The sequence below is a fragment of the Candidatus Melainabacteria bacterium genome (assembly GCA_003963305.1).
In the GTDB taxonomy this organism is placed as follows: Bacteria; Cyanobacteriota; Vampirovibrionia; order Obscuribacterales; family Obscuribacteraceae; genus PALSA-1081.
Genome location: RXJR01000031.1, coordinates 133,455 through 153,674 on the forward strand (window position 1 = coordinate 133,455; position 20,220 = coordinate 153,674).

The window sequence follows — 20,220 nt, forward strand, 5'->3', positions numbered from 1 at the left end:
GCTAAACCTCAAGCACCAAATAAGCTGGGTCTCTCAGGTAAAGTATATCTTGAATGAATAAAGTTATTAATTGCGTTGCGACTCTCTGCTGCGCTCACGTCACTATGAGCAAGAGAGTCGGCAAGATCGGCAAGTTCTTGATCTTTAATCACCTCTTGAAACCATTTTGCATAATGTCCAAGGTGCAAGTGGTGCAACCAGGTATCGTCATCGACACCATCGGCGATGCGAACGAAAATTCGCAAGTTGCTTGCCTGCAAATTAAGACGAAAATCTGGACCGGTGAAAAAGAAGCTGCGATGGTATCCGACGTCTCCCTGTGCATATTTGCGTACATGGCGGCGATGCTCGTGCAAAGTCGGCAGCAGGCGTAACTTGCGCGCCTGGCGAGGCGAAGATCGCAACCAGAGAAGCACTTCATCGACATCGAGATCAACCCTGTCAATTGGTGGCACCTTCAGTTTCTGCGCTCTGGTGAAATCGTTAATGACATCATGCGCATCTCGACCGGTGGCAATTACCGTGTCAATATTCTTCAAAACATCAGTAGATAATTCCGTAGGATGCACGGTAACAAGAAGCAGACCAGGAAAGTCTCTCGGCATGGCCTGGCTGGCATGTTTCCAGTCAGGATAAAGCATGTGATGTGCTTCCTCAACGACAAACCAGTGGGGACGCCCGGTCGAAAGGCGCAGATCTTGCACGGCATTGAGCAGGCGCACGAAATATGCCGGGCGTTCAGCAAAAGCTAACCCAACCAGGTTCACAGTCACTCTGTTATCAGGATTTTTCAGAGCCAACACAACATGATCGACATCCGGCGCATGGGTATTGCTCCCCAGCGTGACAGCCCCGGGGAATCCATCAAAATCTGCTTCGGGATCCACAACACAGTATTGATATCGATCTGCACCGAGACGCTCAAGAAGTCCACACGTCAGACGCGACTTGCCGCTGCGCGATGGACCGGCAATGAGAACCCGGCTGTTATAAGCGTCAATTGAAACAGGCCCCTGCTCAGACGACCCAATTTGCAAACGGTCGCGATGCATTTCTAATCGCAGCTTTTGCAAGTCATTATTGACCAGCTCATCGATAAGATCACAAAATCCTTCAGCTTCGGGACGTTTCAAGACCCAGTCGGCGTCTTGTTTGACAAGCGACGTGGCATTCGCAACCGCGACAGAGCACTTACAATAGGATAGAAATATATGATCGTTCTCGCCGTTCCCAACTCCCACAACGTTGTGAGGAGAAATTCCAAGACCCTCCAGGGCGGCTTGCAGACCTGAGGCTTTGTTTACGCCAGGCGGGAGCACGAGCACGGCATTGCGGTTGAAGCTGAGCTGTAGATCAAGTCCCATCTTCCGAATCACGCCCAAAACCGCACTTTCATGCGGAGACCAGGTCGAAACGATTGCCTTTCCTGCACCGACGTGGGCGACACCTCTTTTCTTCAACCTGGTAACGAATCCAGCCGGAGCGGGATCACACAACAAGCGGCTGTTACCGGTATTTGGGTCGTACAGAACGGCGCCATTTTCCAGGACGATGCTGTCAAAGGCATCCAACTCTTGGCAGGATTCAGTCAACTGCTCGAGTGTGCGACCGGTCACTAAAATCACCTTTCGGCCGGATGCACGCACCTGCCGGAGCCTGCCAAAAGCCTCAGGGTCCGGCTGATTGTTGGATGTTAATGTGCCGTCGTAATCGCAAGCCAAAGCGAGGTAACGCATACCAGAACGAGAACTCCCGACTCTTTGTGACTGCAGCTATTCTAGAGCAAATCATTGATTAGCTACAATGGCTGTAAGCAATAAAGAGAGATGCAATGCGGACAGAGGTAGTATCAGATGTAGTGCTGGAAGATGGCACTCGCGTGATTACAAAAGCCAACATGACCATCGTGATCATTTCGCCCGATGGAAAGAAAGAAATTCGCAAACCCGATGAGGGAGTTGTGCAGATGCTGCCGGATGGGACACGCATTTACAGCGCCCCTGATGGAACCATCAGTGAAACGCGTCCCAAGAACCTGCGCCCGCTCAACGTAATCAGCACTTCGGCTGACGAAAACGCACAACTACTGTCTAACTTCGCGCACACTCCTTTCATACTTGACGATGTTAGATATCAGTCGGTCGAGGGCTTTTATGTTGGTCTTAAATATTCAAATCAGGATGAACGACGGAAGATGAACAAACTGTTTGGCGCAGAAGCGAAAAGAGCCGGTAAGGCAGCCAAACCGACCGAAACCGAATACGGTGGCACCACGATCAAATTGGGAAGCACCGAGCACCACGCACTGATTAAGCGAGCCATCAAAGCAAAGATTGAACAAAACCAGGAGGTGCTGAAAGCTTTACTCGACAGTTACCCCAGGGAACTAGTTCACCTGACGGGACGACCAGACCCTCCAAACACAAACTTTCCATCTTCCGTGTTTGTGCGAATACTGACCGAGCTGCGCGATGAGTTCATGAGCAGGCAAAAGCAGGCGTGAGCCCGGCCGCACCTCCGGACCATCAATTTAATCTTTCCACAGGAGTGGCCTTGAACCGGTCTATCCCCCGGTAATTACGAGGTTTCGAACTTGACAAGAAGTTAATATTTGCCCTATATTTGGGGTGCCCACGTCATAGTCGTACACCCATGGGGCCCAGACCACAAGTATGTCGAAATCATCCGGACCAGCCGAAGAACACATCCCACTTGCACCGATAGGCGACCTGAGCACCGCTCATACACCAGTCGGCGACCAGCAGGTTTTCTCTGGACAGAATCATCCATATGCTGCAATTCCGCTGGGAGACACATCGGCTTTAGTCGTTCCACCGTCCGGAGACGGGCAGCGCGAAGTGCCGGTGCCACGGCTGACAGTGGCATCAGGACCAAGACCTGAGATTCCAGCGCCGATCGAGAGCGCTATATCACGCGGCTCGACAATCAGGTTCAGTTCACCAGGCGAAAACGCCGAGGCTCACCGGGAACCAGACTACTTCTTTACGCCCGAGGGTCAGATGGTGCCGAATCCAAAGGCGACACCGAGCCCCGATGGCAGCATCAATATTGAGATACAGAATACCAACCAGGCAGCCAACAAGAGCCTGCGCGATGCGATCACGCACGAAACGGAAATGCAGAAGCAGGCAGCTCAAGACATGATTCGCCTGTTCCAAAAAGCACACCCTGGTGAGCCAGTGCCGTCATGGATGACAGACCTGGTCAACGCCAAGCCAAACTTACCTGACTTTGTTCCGTTCCCACCAGCAGCCAACCAGCCACCTGCACCGCCGCCTGAAAACGGCTTCGTACCGAGAGGCGTGAGTGGTTCGTCGGGTGGTCCCGGCGGCGGTGGCGGCAGCGGAGACGGCGGAGCCGGCGGTTTTGCCGGAAACGGCGGATTCGACAGCAGCGGTATGTTCCGAGGCAACGGCGGCGCTGGTGACGGCTCGATCTCGACTGGCGAAACAGGCAAACCAATTGGACCAGGCGAAACAGTCCAGGCAAAGCAACTTTATGATTACTTCGTTGAGCACGGATTCACTCCCGCGCAAGCCTCAGGCATTCTGGGCAACATTCAGACGGAATCCAGTTTCAAAACCAGTGCTTATAACGCAGGTGAAGGCGCAATCGGGCTCTGTCAGTGGGAAGGCGGTCGAAGAACCGACCTGGAAAACTTTGCCCGCGAGCAGGGTAAACCGGTGACTGACTGGCACGTACAAGCAGATTTCATCATGCATGAATTGAACGGCAAAGAAAGCAGAGCTATGGCTGCCATCAAATCTGCCACCACACCGCAAGAAGCTGCAGTGGCGTTCCAGTCGAAGTACGAACGCAGTGCCGCCCTCGGGGATCGTGCAGCGAATGCCGGCAATATCTATCAGCAGTTCGCAAAATCGAGCATGGCTTAGCTAGTAATAGCAAACAGCCTTCCTGGTCCACTTGTTGCCGGGATAACTCGCGTGCAGAGCCATGTAAGCCTTTCGGGAATATTCGCTGCCGACATCCGATGCTGTCGTCCACTTCGGCAATTTGACGATGCGATACAACATCTCCGGCACATCCGGGTCAGAAGGGTGCGATTTCGCCCAATCAAGAACAATTTGACCGTAGTATCGAGACGGATTGTTTTTGAAGATTTGAGTTCGCTCGCTTGTTGCCTGTTTCTTTTCAGCAGCAGTGAGTCGGCTCGCCAAACCATTCTCGCCATATGACTTAATTCGTTCACTCATTGACGCACAACCGTTGAAGCATACGGTCTCGTAGTCAGACCACATTTCTTCCTCAGTCTTCTGTCTTTTGACCACCGGAAACGGCACCCAGTAGTTACCGTTGTACCAGTCGAATTCATCAAGACGCTCACCATGCCGTTGCAAACCGCCCTGAATGTAAGGCGTCATGCCGTAGAATTTCAGCACCGCACAAGCGCCAGCAAATTGTTTGGCTGGACCCTCAGGTGCAGTTTTGTATTTTGCAATCGCGTTCTTCAGAACGGGATTAGACGCTGCCACTGCATCTGATATCTTCATCGCCATATCATCCCGGTTCAACAACTGGGCGCGTGTCCATGTTGCTCGCAAAACAATTGCTCTGAACGCCGCCGGTACGGAAGCATTCTGCGAGAAAGACATCCACGTAGAAAGTGGTGCATTTCGACTGATATCATCGGCAACTTCCGCGTCGAAAGCGGGGGTTTCTGTAACATACGTTTTGCTGTTTTCAATCTTCAAGAATTTTGGCGAAACGAGATCGGTTAGAGATTGAAGAACCTCGGGCGTTTCCTGTACTGCGAATTTCAAATAATCCGCTGTTGTTTCACTAGCCGCAGCCATTTGCATCGCAAACAAATTGCGGGAAGATGGTGGCAGACTTTTGTCGCTCAGCAGAGGCAAAATCATATTTCGAGCTTCACTCTTCTTGCCAGTAGCGATGAGCGCATCGGCAAGATAGAATCTGCATGTGGAATAAGCGGGCGATGCGGCTGAAACATTTTGCGCCGCAGCATAAAGATCGTCAGTACCATGATTTCGAAGACTATTGGTGGTAACAGCGGCGACAAGCCATGGAGTGCTGCGCGTCTTTCGCCACATTTGCAGCGCATGGGACGCATTCTTCTGAGCGGTCGCTTTCATCCTTGCCTTCGCTTGCGGAGAATCATCAAAATTATCGTCAGCGAACATGCTGCTCTGGATAGTCAGCACCCAATCAGCCAGATCACTTGCGGCAGCAAGCTCTTCCGTTGCTTTTGACTGCTGGGCGGAAGAACTATCAGCAGAAGAACTCGTGGAAGAACTCGCGGAAGAATTAGTTGAGGAACTGTTCACAGAAGAATTGGCAGAACCTGCAACAGAACCGTCGCCACCGATCATAGATATTGGTGCAGAGGTATCTGGGTGCAACGGATTACCGTCAAGCAAGAAAGTCAAATCACCAACATCTCCGCCGAATCGTTGATCACCACCTGCTAGCACGACAGATGAAAGCATTTTGACCGCAGCCGCGGAATCCATATTCATATAGTTGATCGGACGCAACAGATCTAATATATTCTCTCGCGAAGAAACCTTATCGGCTTTGCCCGCAGCACTTTGCAAAAGATTCGCGACTGCATTGTTTTCATCCTTTTGCACGTTTCTTACCTGTGCCGCCTTGATCCGTAGAACCATATACGATGCCAGGTCTTTCAGCGGCGAACCGAAACGACCTGCAACTTTCTCGAAAGCCGCAAGAGCATTCCCATAATTCGACAGGTAAAAATTAGCAGCGCCAATCTGGTAATTTCGATAATCTTGCAGCTCTGGATCGGCAGAGCCGGGCAACGGCGCAGGCACGACAACTTCTTGATTTTTCTGCGCGCTTAAGCCATACACGCCATCTTGAGCATTGACCCAGGCACGAACCTGCGGGCTCAAGGGTTTATACTTCTGCATCAAACTCGCCAGTGTTCGTCTGGCTTGCGACATTGATGCGTCACCGATCGCATATTTCTCCCAAAACTGCGACATCTTCCATGCGAGATCCATGTTTTTCTTGTTGGAAGCTCCGATCGCTTTCGAACGCATCGTAAGATAAGCATCTCGCTCGTCAATCAACCCCATGCTGCTAAATGAAGAACCGTTTTTGATGCGAGAGTGCCATAGACTGACGACACTCTCCTGCTCTGCCGCAGAAAGTGGTTTGAGATTCAAATAACGGTATGCCACCACCAGATATGATTTCGCCCAGCCAGCTTGCACGACGCCTATATTTCCCCTGGCGAAAAGAGGCAAGGGAAGGTCAGGATGGTTGCCGTTGACCAGAATGCTGTAAGCGAGGTCAGGCGCGCACGCTTTTGCCGGCGGCACTGGATTGACGATAAAAGATACGGCCAATAATGCGGCGAACAGACCCCGCGTCTTTGTAATCATTTTTGAAAAGCCTCTTTTGCAATTGCATCGAATCGATCGCGATTCCATGGACGAGAATTGAATATGTAGACCTTGTCGAACTGGTTCTGAAGATGCGCAGCAAACAATGCCTTGTTAGTAAGACTCTCGTTTGCCGAAATTCCCAGCGATACCTGTGCATTTGTGCCTGAGTCCAATCTTTGAGATTGCACACGTTGCAGAATATTTTTTCGGTCCGCCCCGATACTGAACATCATGGCTATGACCTCGTCTGCATCGCCATCCTGAAGCCATTTATCCGATAGCAACCAGGAACCCAGCGCCGTTATTGAAATTCTTCTCTCAGGCGGCAGTTCCTGCCGAAGCTTCTTCAAGATGGTTCTGTAGAACGGACGTTCGTCTGCCAACGCATCAAAATCAATCTGCACCGTATCCGACGATGGAAGACTTTTGATTGCCTTAACAATAGACTTTGCGATGTAATCAGCCGCAGCAAATTCTGGAGGACGTGCATCTGAGGTCGACACCGAGCCTGGTAATCCTTCACCTCTCAACGTTTCGATTCTAAATACCGGAACAGAATGGACGCCCGCCGGTAATTTCAACTTCTGAGTGCGCGGGCGAAATTCAGTGCTGGCTCCACGCACATAAATCATTCCAGCAAAGTACGATACACCGACCTTTGACGGGTCGATGAACGACAGATCTTCGTCGCGTTCCCAAGCCCACAGATTGACGGACGGGACGTGAGTGGTGGCGGACACAGCCGGCGCAAAAATGTGATGCAGACCTGCCACCTTTCCTGCCAGCATAACTCCCGGCAAGAACAGCGAAAAAATGAGAGTCGCATAAAATGGCGAAACGAACTTTCGCTCGGCGCCAGCAGCCCTTGCTCCTGATTTCCTCGCAGCTGAAATTCTGTTTGTTGCACTAGCACCGGATGTGTTCAAAGCTACCCACCATTTCTATAGCTTGAGGCGCGATTACGCCTTCAATTTCTACTTAATTGGTAATAGCTGAAAATTAGGACCAATAGCAACACCTGGCAAAGTGTTGCTCAAAACCGAAAACGTAGAAATAGCTGGACATTCCGAGATTACAGAAAGTCCATTGCGATGTTAAATCGGCATTCTATATCCGTAAAATTCATGATCCTCGTTATAGCCGCCCTGCCCGCTGCCTATCGAATTAAAATCAGCCACAAACTCGATTGAGCGAATCCACTTGACCTGCTTGAATCCAATTTCGTTTTCACAGCGTAATCTCACAGGAGCACCATGCAATAAGGGCAACTTCTTGCCATTCATCTCATAGGCAAGAATAGTAAGCTGGTGCCTCATATTCGCAATGCTGTGCACGTCATAATACGTGCCCCCTTCGCCACCTTCGCCAAAAGAATAGAAAACAGCAAAGCGGGCATGCGGCAGCGGTTTGACAATGTCCATTATGCTGGTCATAGGAACTCCGCCCCATCTGGCAATGCCTGACCAGCCTTGAATACAAAAGTGTTCAGTCGTTTGTTCCTGTTTCGGTAGAGAGAGCAGTTCTTCATACGAGAAATCATGTGTATTTTCGACCAATCCGCCGACGCTCAAACTGTAGTTGACGAAATTAGCCTCATACAATTCCTGAAACTCTTTCGATGTGGGAACAAGGCGCTGCCACTGATGGCTCGCGAACAACAGACCATAGAATATGACCCCGTTCAGTAGCCAGGCGAAATCGCAACTGAAATGCCACCAGCGAGCCAGACCGATAGAATGTCTAATGCCAGGGATACCCAACCATTTTGGTATCGTTACCGCGTCGTCCTTCGCTGTCCACAAAACATCCCTGGGCACCTCACGCTGAAATCGAAACCATTCAGTGCCAGGCGTACAATCTTTGTTCCAATAGAGGCGCGGATGGTCTGCCAAAATCTGAATCCCAGAGCGAATTATAAACATCATCAGGAAGAGATTGAGAACGTGCTGAACACGCAACCAGACCGGGAACCCAGAATAATAGACAGTAGTAGACGATTGCCCGGGATATCTGGCGATAAAGTCACTCACCACGGGCAGTGCGCGCAGTTCATGCGCCGCGCCTGCACTAATAACCAGGATTGTCACAGAGATAGGAATTAGCCACAGCACATTGAACCAGCGTTTGCCGATGCGAAGCTGCGGCGTGACACCATTTCGCGGAGGCGCCCAATATTGCGGCATGACAGAATCATGTGCCCTGGCTATTTGTCCAGCCAATGGGTCGGGCTCAGTATGTGAAAACTCAGCTGTCATAGCCCTACGGATTTCAAGGTGCGTCACTATCTTAGCGCCAGTTACCTTCAAATTCTTGCAAAGTTAATGCGATAGCCAAGCAGAAAAAATTGACCATAAAACAAGACAACCGGTGAGATACTGTTTCAATGCCCGAGTTTCGAGATCACCGTCAATTCTTCAGAGGAGCCTGCAGGTTGTGAAGCACTGGATTACCGCGCTATCTATATTGATTGCCACTCAACAAACATTGCCTGCGGCGCACGCGATTGAGGTTCATGAAACAAAAGTGCCTTCTGCAAACAGTCAAGGAATGAAGAAAAAAGTCGATGAGCTCATGAGCCAGATGACTTTGGAAGAAAAAATCGGTCAGATGAATCTCCTGTCGATCGGAGTAGATGTGACCGGTCCTGTTGTCAGTAAAGATGTGGATGCAAAAATCAAGAGTGGACTCGTGGGAGGTGTTTTCAACACCATCACACCATCGGCCGTGCGCAAGTTGCAAGAGATGGCCGTCAACAACTCCAGACTGAAAATTCCGCTGCTATTTGGATACGACGTAATTCATGGTCATCGCACTATTTTCCCTATTAACCTCGGCATGTCCTGTTCCTGGGAACCTGAACTCGTGGAACGCACAGCCAGTGCCGCCGCGCGCGAAGCAGCAGCTGACGGATTGAACTGGGTCTTTGCCCCAATGGTTGATATCGCTCGAGACCCTCGTTGGGGGCGTGTCTCAGAAGGCTCAGGAGAAGATCCATATCTGGGCGGACAGATGGCAAAAGCAACTGTGCGGGGATATCAAGGAAAGAATTACGACAATGCAGATACCGTTCTGGCATGCGTAAAACATTACGCCCTTTATGGTGCAGCTGAAGCCGGGCGCGATTACAACACCGTAGACATGAGCCTTGTGCGCATGTACAACGAATACTTACCGCCGTACAAGGCAGCTGTCGAGGCTGGGGTCGATTCGGTGATGACCTCGTTCAACGAAATCAACGGCGTTCCGGCAACTGCAAACAAGTGGCTGGTCACCGATGTTTTGCGCAAACAGTGGGGTTTCAAGGGACTGATCGCCACAGACTACACCGCAGTCAGTGAGATGATCGAACATGGCGTAGGAGACGAAGCGAAAGTCTCAGAACTGGCGATTAATGCCGGAATCGACATGGACATGGTCAGTGAGCTTTTCATCAAACACGGAACAGCTCTCGTCAAATCTGGAAAAGTCTCCGAAGCACAAGTCGATGCAGCTTGTCGCCGAGTGCTGGAAGCCAAATACAAACTTGGTCTGTTCCATGACCCTTACCGCTATATCAGCGAAGAGCGAAACAAAAAAGAAATGCTCAGTGAAGACAAGCTTAAACTTGCAAAAGAAGCAGCCATAAAGAGCATGGTCCTTCTGAAAAATTCGAGCAAAACCCTACCGCTGAGCGCATCTCAGAAAGTAGCGTTTGTCGGTCCTCTCGTCAAAGACCAACGAAACTTGCTCGGGTCATGGAGCGGCTTTGGTGATTGGAACAAAGCCACCAGCATCTGGCAAGCACTCGACACCAAATTTGGTGCGGACAAATTCCTCTACGCAAAAGGCTGCAATATACTGGACGATGAAGTCCTGATCTCCAGACTCAACCACGATGGTGCCTTGCTCAAAAAAGATGAGCGCTCGCCGCAAGAACTGATCGACGAAGCCGTCTCAACGGCAAAGAAGGCTGACGTGGTGGTTGCAGTGCTGGGTGAACCATTCATATTTAGCGGTGAAGCCGCCAGCAGAAGCATGATCGGTCTGCCGGAAAACCAGGTCGCCCTGTTGAAAGCATTGAAGGCGACAGGCAAACCGATCGCACTCGTCCTGATGAACGGCAGACCACTAACGCTGCCATGGGAAAACGCGAACATGGATGCCATTTTAGAGAGCTGGTATGGCGGCACCAAATCTGGTGACGCGATTGTTGACACGCTATTTGGTGACGCGAATCCGTCAGGCAAATTATCAATCACGTTCCCTATAAACGTGGGACAGATCCCGATCTACTACAACGCAAAAAACACCGGGCGCCCATACGCGCCAAACGAAAAATATCGATCGCAGTATCTCGACATACCTAATCAGCCACTGTATCCATTCGGCTACGGTCTCAGCTATACAACTTTCGATTACACCGAGCCGCAACTGAGCCGCACCTCGATTACTCCCGCCGAAACCATCACTGTCTCAACAAAGGTAAAAAATACGGGTGATCGCCCAGGAGTTGAAACAGTCCAGTTCTACATCAGGGATCTGGTTGGATCGATTACTCGTCCGGTCAAAGAACTCAAACACTATCAAAAGGTAGAACTAAAGCCAGGTGAAGAGAGAACAGTCGAATACAAACTGACTGTTGATGATCTGAAATTCTACAATTCTGATTTGAATTATGTCGCCGAACCAGGAGAATTCGAAGTCTACTGCGGCACTGACAGCAACAATTTGAAGAAAGCGAAGTTCACTCTGCACTAACACTCGGCACTAACAACCGACTGAAACCAGTCGTCTTTGCAACTAAAATACCGCCCAAATTTAATCTTTTCTCGGCTCAAAATGTCGCTGATAAACCTGCTTGTCAGGGGAATTTTCGATATTCTCTGCCATTTAAGGCTGTTCAATCTGATGCCTTGTATTTCCAAATTTGATTACCTATCGCAACTTCTTTTGTCCGTTGTTGCGAATACATTGCAGACTCCATGCAGTCTTGTTATTGCGAATCACTCGCACACCGCAATTTCACCTGTTATTGCGAACCACTCGCACAATTCATCGTGGAATGCATCGCATCGAACACTGCAGCACTGTTGCAAAACCGGCAAGGGCATAGCTTTTGCATGACACATCAATTTCCAGGACAGTCGAGTCAATTGCGAATGACGTAAAACAAAACGCCCAGCTTTTGGCCGAGCGTCTTCCGTTTCAATCGAATTAGAACTGAGTTTTACTCAATACCTATTCATGGAATGGCTGAATATCGCCAGGTTTACGCAGCATCTTATTAACTTCGTCGAGATGCAACTCCTCGCCCATAATCATCTCTCGTGCATATTCTTCGAGCAATACAGACTTGCCTTCACTGGCTTTCAACAGTTCGTAATAAGCAGTGATAGCGGCACTCTCGTGCTCGAGGCTTTCACGCAATATATCACCCACATCATGCTTTTCAGTTTCGAGGAGAGGTCCGATTTTAAGCGAAGGATGACCGCCCATTAGCGTCACCAGTTCACCTGCTTTGTAAGCGTGTTGCAGGCTCTCGTTGGCGTTATCCTTGAGCCAGCTCACGATTGGAATGCGGTTATATCCATAAATCATAAGAGAATAATGGGTATAGCGAACAACTCCTGCCAACTCGAGTTCCATAATCTTATTGAGAATTTGTATCGCTACTTTTTTATCCGAATCATTCATTACATCAATTCCTCTGCAAGTCGTGCACGTGATTTCATTCAAGTGTACCCCATAGATAAGTGCCTGTGCGCATCTCAAGGAATGGAGATCATTCCAATCGTTGAGCTATCTCAGCCTGGTTAAATCTATAACTTCCGATTCAAAGAATAGAGCCGACACCAAATATGGTGCACAAATACAGTACCGATGGTGCGTAAAGAGGCAAAAGAAAACAGTGCAAAAATGATTCAAAAGAACGTCAAAGTTTTTCGTGACAAACTATTCGTCGTCAAAATTCTGGTCTCGCATACGTGCGAAGGTCTCAGTAAACGCTGCAGCCACGACACCTGTCGGCATCGCTATCAAACCGATACCAGCGATCGCAGTCAGTCCACAGCAAATTTTACCGAGCAGTGTGCGCGGGTACACATCACCGTAACCTACTGTTGTTAAAGTCTCTACGCCCCACCAGAGAGCGCGAGGAATGCTTCCGAAAGCCTCCGGTTGAGCGACACCTTCCACCTCATACATGACCGCCGAGGCAAACAGCAGCACCGTAAACACAATTCCCAGACTGAGCAGCAACTCAGATTTGCGAGAAAGAATCACCTCTGCAAATTCGGTCATAGCTCGGGAATATCTGCTGAACTTAGCAAGCGAAATCATTCTGAATAAGCGAGCCACGCGAACAAGGAAGAAATTATTACTGAAAGCAACAAAGAAAAATGGCACGATTGAAAGCAAATCAATCACCGCCATTGGTGTCACCATGTATTTAATACGTCCGATCACGCCTGAGTAACGTGGATCGCATCCAATCACCCAGAGTCGCACAAAATATTCGATTATGAACACGCTTGCAAATAGTGTGTCCAGCAACACAAACATGTGCCGATTCGGGCCGGCAATCGTTGGTTCCGTCTCGAGGACAACTACAATGCTGCAAGAAATAATCAACCCGGAGAGAAACGCATTAAGGGGCGACATCGATCGCGGTGGCGCAGGTGGATAGAACTTCGCGTATAAAGTGTTTTGGATTCCGCTCATGTGCAATTCGAATCTGGGACCGACTCTACAGTACCCCCTTGTCTACATCCATCCTCTGCCACCCCACAGCTCACACAAGAGCAGAGCATGGAGTCCCTAAATTTCCGGCAAAATCAGCCACAGATTGTACCGGTTGGCGAATTTGGGTATATGATCGTCATTAACTCCCTTTTTTGGGGTTATTTACTATGGCCGAAACGGTTCCGACGACAATTGATTTACTGTCTGAATGCTTCTCTCTCGAGGCTGAGCACCTTGCCGTGCTCAATTTAGCTTGCCTCGACGCCAACATGGAGCCAGGCGAGTATATGTTCAGGCAGGGCAAGCTGAACCCGCAAATCGTTCGCGGCGCAGTGTTTTGCCAGATGTATATGCACGAAAAGTTGCTCACTAGATCAGTCGCACTCAAAGCGGTCAAAACGCTCAGCGAGAAAGATATCCCCATCGAAGAAGCCCTGACTCTTGTCGGCTGGGACCATGCTTATCACGAGAATATAAGGCAATTGCGAGACTTACTGCTCGCCTCCTCGCTGATTAGCGCCAGGGACAACTCACAGGCCCTGGCCACCTGCGTGCCCTACCAACTTCCGTACCTCTCAGCCCTCGTTCAGCGCAATGTCGTGACGATGGAGACTGCTGACTACCTGCTCTCAATGCAAGAGAAAGTCCTGCTCAGTGAAGTGTCATTCGAGGAAGCTGTCGATTTATTGAGTCGCTGCAAAAAGCCAGACGGAAAAGTGGCCAACCCTGAAGCGTTGCGCAAGCCTGTCACTCGAGAAATCGAGACATTCAAAGGAAGCCGTCTGGGTGAATTGCTTGTTGCTTCGACTATGATTACGCCGCTCCAGCTGATTTCTGCTGTCGAGGAAGGTCGTCGCCGCGGCAAATTGACGGGCGAAGTGCTGGTCAGCCAGGGCTCGCTCACAGAGGGAGATTTAAAACGTGTTTTGAATGCGCAAGGACGCATCGAGAACGGTAGCTTGTCCTTTGCCGAAGCGATCGGCAAGCTGGATCCCAAGCGCGCATTGCCACCACCCTAAATTGTGAGTCTGATAAATGGTTGACGTTCAACAAGAAAGGATGCAAATATTCGAGGAAAAACTCCAGAAAAAGGAGTATTCCGAGTGCATCGAAACGGCTACTAAATTATTAGACAGCCTGAAAACCATGGACCAGATGGAAGCGGCAAAGATAAAAATCGCTTGCTACCTGGCTATCGGCGACGCTTATTTGGGACTGAAACAATTCCAGGACGCGGTCAACTATTTCGACAAGGCTCGGAAGCTCTCTGAAGACAAATACGGACTTCTTTCTGACGAGGCGATGATACCGATATTCCGCCTTGAGAAAGCGCTGAAGGCATGGACATCACTTGAAGGCGGCGGTGACGCGAAGAATATTCTGCTCACGTCGGTGCTCCTGACCGCTCAGAGTTCGGAAGCAGCATCGAAGATTGAGCCTGGCAAACACGCACGCACATTGCAGGGGCTGTGGGCAGTCGCGCTGGACAAACAGATCATGCGCGAATCGAATCCGTTCGTTGTTCTCTATCAAACGGTCGTTCAGAAACTGACAAGTTCAAGATTGGAAGAATTTCTAGCCCGCACATCAATCGTGGTGTCATCGACGGGGCTCTTCGGCATGCTCGTCTACGGGGTGTTCTGGTGGCTGACCCACCCGTATCCGGTTGAGCAATACAAGATACCGCACGGCGACTTTCGCACATTAAACGCGCAGCATTGCAAGGCGAAAGGGCAGAAGTGGCCCTTCAAGACTTTTGACAGTAACGCAACTCTGTCATGGTCACAGGACGGAAACGGCGAAATTTCCGGTACCGATATTGCGGATCGCACAAAGCTGCCCGTTGCAGTCTATGACGGAACTCCTGGTTCTCTGGCTACCGTTTTCATTGTCACTTACTCCGCCAACAATCTGCTTCTGCGCTGGAATGGCTACGCAATGCAAGACCAGTATGCCACCACATATTTTGACGCAACCGAGCCGGAAAACGCCGTTGCAAGCAAGATGTACTCGCTCAGAAGTAACACGCAAGACTTCTTCAAGAGACATGGAAGATATCCCGGACCAAACGAGCGCGGGGATCTGTCATACACGAATCCATTCACCAAACGCGGTGAAGGAATCAGATGTTTCGCAGCGAAAGAGAATGTCGGCGACCTCGCCGCTGCATGCAAAGCGCAAGGGATAAACCCTCACGCAGGCATGATCGTTTGCTTCACGTCAGGTCCCAGACGCTACCTGATTGGTGGTTTTGACCGAGCTAAAAACCCGATACAGACGGGAGCGCCCAACGGCTTCATCAATATTGTGCCGAATCAAAAATCAGTGTCCGAGGAATTGACCGACAAGATTCGCGGAATGATTGTCTTTGAAAAGCCAATCGATCAGCTAATCTTTCTGATCTGCGCCCATACAGCCTTTACGGGCATCTTGTTCGTACTCGTTCTGGGAGCGGTTGGACCGGCGCTATTCCTTGCTACACGAAACTGGAAGACCGCAACCCGGTCTAAGAAACCGCCGGCTAGAACTGTGCCGATGGAAACTTCTAAGAAATAGGCAGTGCCGGCACCCCCGGGGACGTGTGTGTGCCATGGCACCCGGGACGGGCGCGGCTCCATGGCACCCGGGACGGGGGCGGCTCCATGGCACCCGGGACGGGCGCGCTCCATGGCACCCGGGACGGGCGCGCTCCATGGCGCATTCGGGACGGAGGCGTTTTATGCGCGCCGAAATTTTTATTTGATTTAGACACACTTATCTCACAAATGATGCTTAGAGTCTTAGTAACGGTTACATCCCCAATGCCGTTAGCCCCGCCAAATACCCGATTCTACTTCCTAGAGGATGCATCATATCTATGGGTCTTGAAACAAGCGATGCGGCGCCGCAAACACCACAACCAGTTCAAACACCGGGAACTCTAAATTTTCTGTCGATTAGAGCAGCGAGCCTAGAAACAAATGGGCGAAAATTAGCGCCACTCGGCAGCAACGGCGAAAGCGGAGAACCGGCCAGAGGCAGCGAAAACAGAGAGACTGCTAGAACCACTGAACATAACGGCCGCAAAAGCGGCGAACAATTTCAAGTTAGTAGCAAATCGAACTTCGCCGGCTTACCAGAAATCAAAAATGAGAATCGCAGCCTCGATCTGAGCGCACCAATTTATCCTTCCGAAACTAAACCAGAAACTACGCGTCTCAATCGCTCCAGATCTACTAGCGACACGGCCGAGCCTCCTAAAAACAAATATGAAATCGCAGTGGCGGAGCAGTTATCGCAACTGGCTAGCGAAGCAGCTTTCACACCTTTCACGCAGGCCGCATTGAACAGAGATGCAGATAGATTTCCACCTGTAAGAAATGCACAGGATGGCACCACGACTTACACCATAGAACAGATCGGCATCACAGATAGAGACCTTGCACCAGGAGCAACAAGCGCAGAGCACTTCAAAAGACTGGTAAACATAACCGTTCCCGACAACGCAACTTCGCTGAAAGAGTGCAAGTTCGATTACAAAGATAGACAACCAATTGATGCCAAACAATTCGAGGCGCTGGTCGACCATGCGCAAAAACGTCAATCAGACTTGTCTGACAAATCGGCAATCAACGCCAGATTGACTGATCCCAAAGACGTATCATTCTACACGCACGGTATCCGAACAGGAGCCGAAGATGCTGATTTCATGGCACTAGCCTTGCAATTGACGAACGGACACTCAGTAGTCAACGTAGATTGGAAGTCTACTGCAGTTCGGGACGAAACATATGGACTGCAAGCAGCCTATGACATAAATAGACGCGGTGCAGCAGAATCATATCCGAAATTCGAGAAGGTTTTGGACCAGGCAATCAGCCACATCGGAGCAGATCAGACAGACATGATTGCCTTCAGCCATGGTGCCATGTTCGACACAAAATACTTGCAACACCGAAAAGAAACCAATGCAACATTGATAGACGAGGTCATACTGGCACATCCAGACGTAAAATGTTCAGCCATGGCACCGACTGACGCTACAGGAAAAGTAGCTGACGCAGACCGACTCTACGCAAGCGTCGCCCGACACGCATATGTGATTGGCGCCACGAACGACCTGGCTATGAGTGGTGCGGCATGGAGCGACAGCGAAAGCGCACCAAAGGGTTCCAGCTTCAAGGAAAAATGGGCGTTCCAAAACAAACAACTGGAAATCCACGCGCGCCTGGGAAACGGTGGCGAGATCAGCCGCCGATTAGTTGCCGGTCACGGTGGCACGTACGTGATGGAAACCACGCCACAAGATAAGAAAGACAGTCTCAATCACTTCGTCAATATGGCCAAAATCAATTCGCTGATGAACAAGCGAGAAGCGGAATTGAAACTATCAAGCCTGGAAAGATCTAAATAGACTCAAAATCAATTTAAGCGCTGTATCTTGATATTGGGAGAGTTTTTGAATCCATTGCGAATCAGCTGGGTTGTCTGATCATCATTCAATTCTGGTACTAACTCACCAGATGCATTTTTGGACTGTTTCAATCCAGCTCTAATCAACTGCATTGTGTGCTCGTTGTCCATGCCTGGAACAAAGTCAGGAAGCATTTTTTGCACACCATTGAGCGACTGCAATACAGCTAGCGGAATCAACGCTCCGATCACCGTTACAACAAAACTAATGAAACCAACAAGGAAAGGGTTTTTGGCTTCGCGCCATCGGCATACTACAAATATCAAATTTCCAAATGGCAAGCAGAGAGTCACGAGTCCCCAAAGCACTGAAACACGGAAGGATGCAATCAAGAGAAGAATTGCCGAAACAAAACAACCAGACAAACCGAACCCTAAGATTGTCAATCCGAGCGTTATCTCTGAAATTTCCTGAGGGAAAACACTTGCAATGGCATTGAATGGATCAAGGGCAACATCCGTGGAGTTTTTTCCTTTGAAATCATGATCGGTAAAAACCCACTCGCCGCCTGCCTTCGTCGCATTGCAACTAATCAACAAATCGACTGAAGGATCGGTTGCTTTATAAACGAGGTGCGTAACGCCACCCTCCTCGCTTTCTGAAACAAGCATTATGGGCATCCGAAAATACTTCAATGCCACCTTTTGAAGAGCAGCAATTAGTTTTGCGCCGCGCGGATTATCAGGCGTCGCGCGCATGCGCAAAAACATCTGCGCATACATTTCGCGGTTCGCCGCATAAGCCTGCTGCGCAGTTTGTTCTGACTTTCCCGTTTCAGTCCCAGACTTTTCATTTCCAGTCGCAGACTTCCCCGTTCCAGTATGAGCTTTTCCCGATCCGGTCCCAGCTTTTCCCGTTGCGGTCCCAGCTTTTCCCGTTGCGGTCTCAATCTTTATCACGCCTCGACCAGACTTCGAGGTTCCACTACCATGAGACTTTCCGGGTTTAGTCTCAGACTTTCCAGTCGCAGTTTCAGGATTTCTAGCCAGTTTCTTGTTGCTATTGGTGCCTGCAGTACTTTTCAACTCGGCAGAATGCGAGCCGTCCTGCTGAAGAAAATTGTCTGCCAGACCGCAAGGAGAGCAGAGCAGCATCAGGCAAAATGTATACACGAGCAAACGCGCAGACGCAGAAGCGGCATCGACAAAACGCGAATTTAGCGAGTGCTTCCTATTCGTTGATTCTGGTGATGGGGTCGACCCGCAATAAATGATTATTTCTGAACCTTGTAAGTTTGCTCAAACGATGTTGCTGAAATAATCGCATAATCTGAGCCCGGTGTGTTGGTTGCGCTATTAAAATCATAGTTTGCCAACCAATCGCCGGGTTTACCTTCCATAGAACCCCACTTAGTCTGAATTGTAATTGGCTCAGTCAGTTTGACAACGTGCACTGGTGGTGCATCAACCCTCGTCGGCGCAACGAATTCAGTCTTAGTGGCGAGAGTTTCAGGGTCTACGTTGTATGTTTTCGCCACTTTCACATCAGTCGAAATCGGCCACTGATTCACCTGACCGCGCTCGATTACAGGCTGACCATTGGCGTCGAGACGCTGTGCCACCCAATGCCCCTGCTGCACGGTTTCGCCGGCAGGATTCTCCAGTGTTGGCACAAGTTCACCAGCGGGATCGGTAACCTTTCGGAATTTCACTTCATATAATTGCTTGCCAGCCGGAACAACATCAGCGTCATTGAAAACAGACTGCGACTTTGCCACCGACTCTTCCACAGTCATTGCAGGCTTCGACTCCAGGGGTTTAGCAGACTCAGGCTGAGCATGTGAACTAGATTGTTCGAAGGATCTTTTTGCATTCTCCCAACGAGTCTTCAAATCATCTTCAAAGTAACTCGTGGCTGCCAGTGTAGCACCAAATGCGGTGTACTTTCCGATCTTCTCGAGATCTCTGAAGCCGGGTTTCTGCCAGTAGAGGAAGTCAGTCATAGCTGCATCAGTGGCGCCGCCAGCAAATCCACCTTCAGCACCAGCTTCGACACGTCCTAACAATGAATTACCGAATTTCGGTGCAGCATAGGCAGTGACCGCACCCATTGCACCAAAGACACCAAAACCTATACCAACATCGCGCGTTTTGTTGAGGAAATAATTTCCATTCTCACTCGTTGGCATAAGAGCTTGATAGGCAGCGCCTGTGGCACCGGCACGCAACCACACCGGAGCCGTCGACTCAGCACCGAAGAACTTGGGTGCCGCTGAACCGAGAACTTTCTGCAATACAGCGAAATCAAAAACGGCACCGGCGAATTTTCCGGCGCTTGTAGCTAATGAATCATCCGTAGGTTTGCTAACAATCTCAAGATGTGGGAGATGACCAGGAGTCACATGATCGATAAACTGACTGACGCCATCGATTGGAACTTGAATAGCGCCGTAGGCTGCTCCGTGAAGAAACTCCTCTACGCCATTAAGAAAACCGCCTTCATGCTTGGATTGAGCTGATTCTAAGTTCGCTTTCGACATTTAGTAATTCTCCAAAGCACCCATGACTGACTGCGGTCTACCCTTGCGGAAGTAGCCGGTGTTTGTTATGAGGTTCGCCGAGTAAACAGGTATATGCAGTAAGGAAAGAATTCGGACAGCAGAAACATTAAATCGCCGAATTGCCAACCGCGTGC

14 protein-coding genes are annotated in these 20,220 nt (G+C 49.9%); 6 read left to right on the top strand and 8 right to left on the bottom strand.

What is annotated here, in order from left to right; all coding sequences use genetic code 11:
• Positions 1–8: 8 nt before the first annotated feature.
• A complete protein-coding gene (locus EKK48_27300) occupies positions 9–1,736 on the bottom strand; it encodes a phosphoglycolate phosphatase (protein RTL36064.1) in 1,728 nt (575 codons plus the stop codon).
• Positions 1,737–1,831: 95 nt separating this feature from the next.
• Here EKK48_27300 and EKK48_27305 point away from each other — a divergent pair, with 95 nt between their 5' ends.
• Positions 1,832–2,503: a hypothetical protein gene (locus EKK48_27305; protein ID RTL36065.1), complete on the top strand. Its 672-nt coding sequence runs from the start codon at positions 1,832–1,834 to the stop codon at positions 2,501–2,503.
• Between the two features lie 169 nt (positions 2,504–2,672).
• Positions 2,673–3,914 (top strand): hypothetical protein, encoded by a 1,242-nt coding sequence (locus EKK48_27310; GenBank protein RTL36066.1) that lies wholly within the window; start codon positions 2,673–2,675, stop codon positions 3,912–3,914.
• On the opposite strand, the gene EKK48_27315 is transcribed toward EKK48_27310, so the two are convergent.
• From EKK48_27315 to EKK48_27325, 3 genes are all read right to left on the bottom strand, one after another.
• Positions 3,915–6,410 (bottom strand): hypothetical protein, encoded by a 2,496-nt coding sequence (locus tag EKK48_27315; GenBank protein ID RTL36067.1) that lies wholly within the window; start codon positions 6,408–6,410, stop codon positions 3,915–3,917.
• Positions 6,407–7,339 carry a DUF3142 domain-containing protein gene (locus tag EKK48_27320; GenBank protein ID RTL36068.1) on the bottom strand — a complete coding sequence of 311 codons (933 nt, stop codon included), beginning with the start codon at positions 7,337–7,339 and terminating at the stop codon, positions 6,407–6,409. Before EKK48_27320 ends, EKK48_27315 begins: the two co-directional genes overlap by 4 nt.
• A gap of 168 nt (positions 7,340–7,507) precedes the next feature.
• Positions 7,508–8,668 (bottom strand): hypothetical protein, encoded by a 1,161-nt coding sequence (locus EKK48_27325; protein RTL36069.1) that lies wholly within the window; start codon positions 8,666–8,668, stop codon positions 7,508–7,510.
• 169 nt (positions 8,669–8,837) lie between these two features.
• Here EKK48_27325 and bglX point away from each other — a divergent pair, with 169 nt between their 5' ends.
• Positions 8,838–11,150 carry a beta-glucosidase BglX gene (bglX, locus tag EKK48_27330; GenBank protein ID RTL36177.1) on the top strand — a complete coding sequence of 771 codons (2,313 nt, stop codon included), beginning with the start codon at positions 8,838–8,840 and terminating at the stop codon, positions 11,148–11,150.
• A 480-nt stretch (positions 11,151–11,630) separates the two neighbouring features.
• On the opposite strand, the gene EKK48_27335 is transcribed toward bglX, so the two are convergent.
• Positions 11,631–12,086: a bacterioferritin gene (locus EKK48_27335; protein RTL36070.1), complete on the bottom strand. Its 456-nt coding sequence runs from the start codon at positions 12,084–12,086 to the stop codon at positions 11,631–11,633.
• Positions 12,087–12,344: 258 nt separating this feature from the next.
• The gene (locus EKK48_27340; protein RTL36071.1) at positions 12,345–13,112 is read right to left on the bottom strand and encodes an ion transporter; all 768 of its coding nucleotides are present in this window, start codon (positions 13,110–13,112) and stop codon (positions 12,345–12,347) included.
• Between the two features lie 188 nt (positions 13,113–13,300).
• On the opposite strand from EKK48_27340, the gene EKK48_27345 reads away from it, so the two are divergent.
• The 3 genes from EKK48_27345 to EKK48_27355 all read left to right on the top strand — a co-directional run bounded on the left by EKK48_27345 (position 13,301) and on the right by EKK48_27355 (position 17,526).
• Positions 13,301–14,152 carry a hypothetical protein gene (locus EKK48_27345; GenBank protein ID RTL36072.1) on the top strand — a complete coding sequence of 284 codons (852 nt, stop codon included), beginning with the start codon at positions 13,301–13,303 and terminating at the stop codon, positions 14,150–14,152.
• Positions 14,153–14,168: 16 nt separating this feature from the next.
• A complete protein-coding gene (locus EKK48_27350) occupies positions 14,169–15,689 on the top strand; it encodes a hypothetical protein (GenBank protein ID RTL36073.1) in 1,521 nt (506 codons plus the stop codon).
• Positions 15,690–15,990: 301 nt separating this feature from the next.
• Positions 15,991–17,526, top strand: coding sequence for an alpha/beta hydrolase (locus EKK48_27355; GenBank protein ID RTL36074.1), 1,536 nt, complete (start codon positions 15,991–15,993; stop codon positions 17,524–17,526).
• A gap of 8 nt (positions 17,527–17,534) precedes the next feature.
• Here EKK48_27355 and EKK48_27360 read toward each other — a convergent pair whose 3' ends face one another.
• Positions 17,535–18,698, bottom strand: coding sequence for a hypothetical protein (locus EKK48_27360; GenBank protein ID RTL36075.1), 1,164 nt, complete (start codon positions 18,696–18,698; stop codon positions 17,535–17,537).
• Positions 18,699–18,799: 101 nt separating this feature from the next.
• Positions 18,800–20,065: a hypothetical protein gene (locus EKK48_27365; GenBank protein RTL36076.1), complete on the bottom strand. Its 1,266-nt coding sequence runs from the start codon at positions 20,063–20,065 to the stop codon at positions 18,800–18,802.
• Positions 20,066–20,220: the final 155 nt, after the last annotated feature.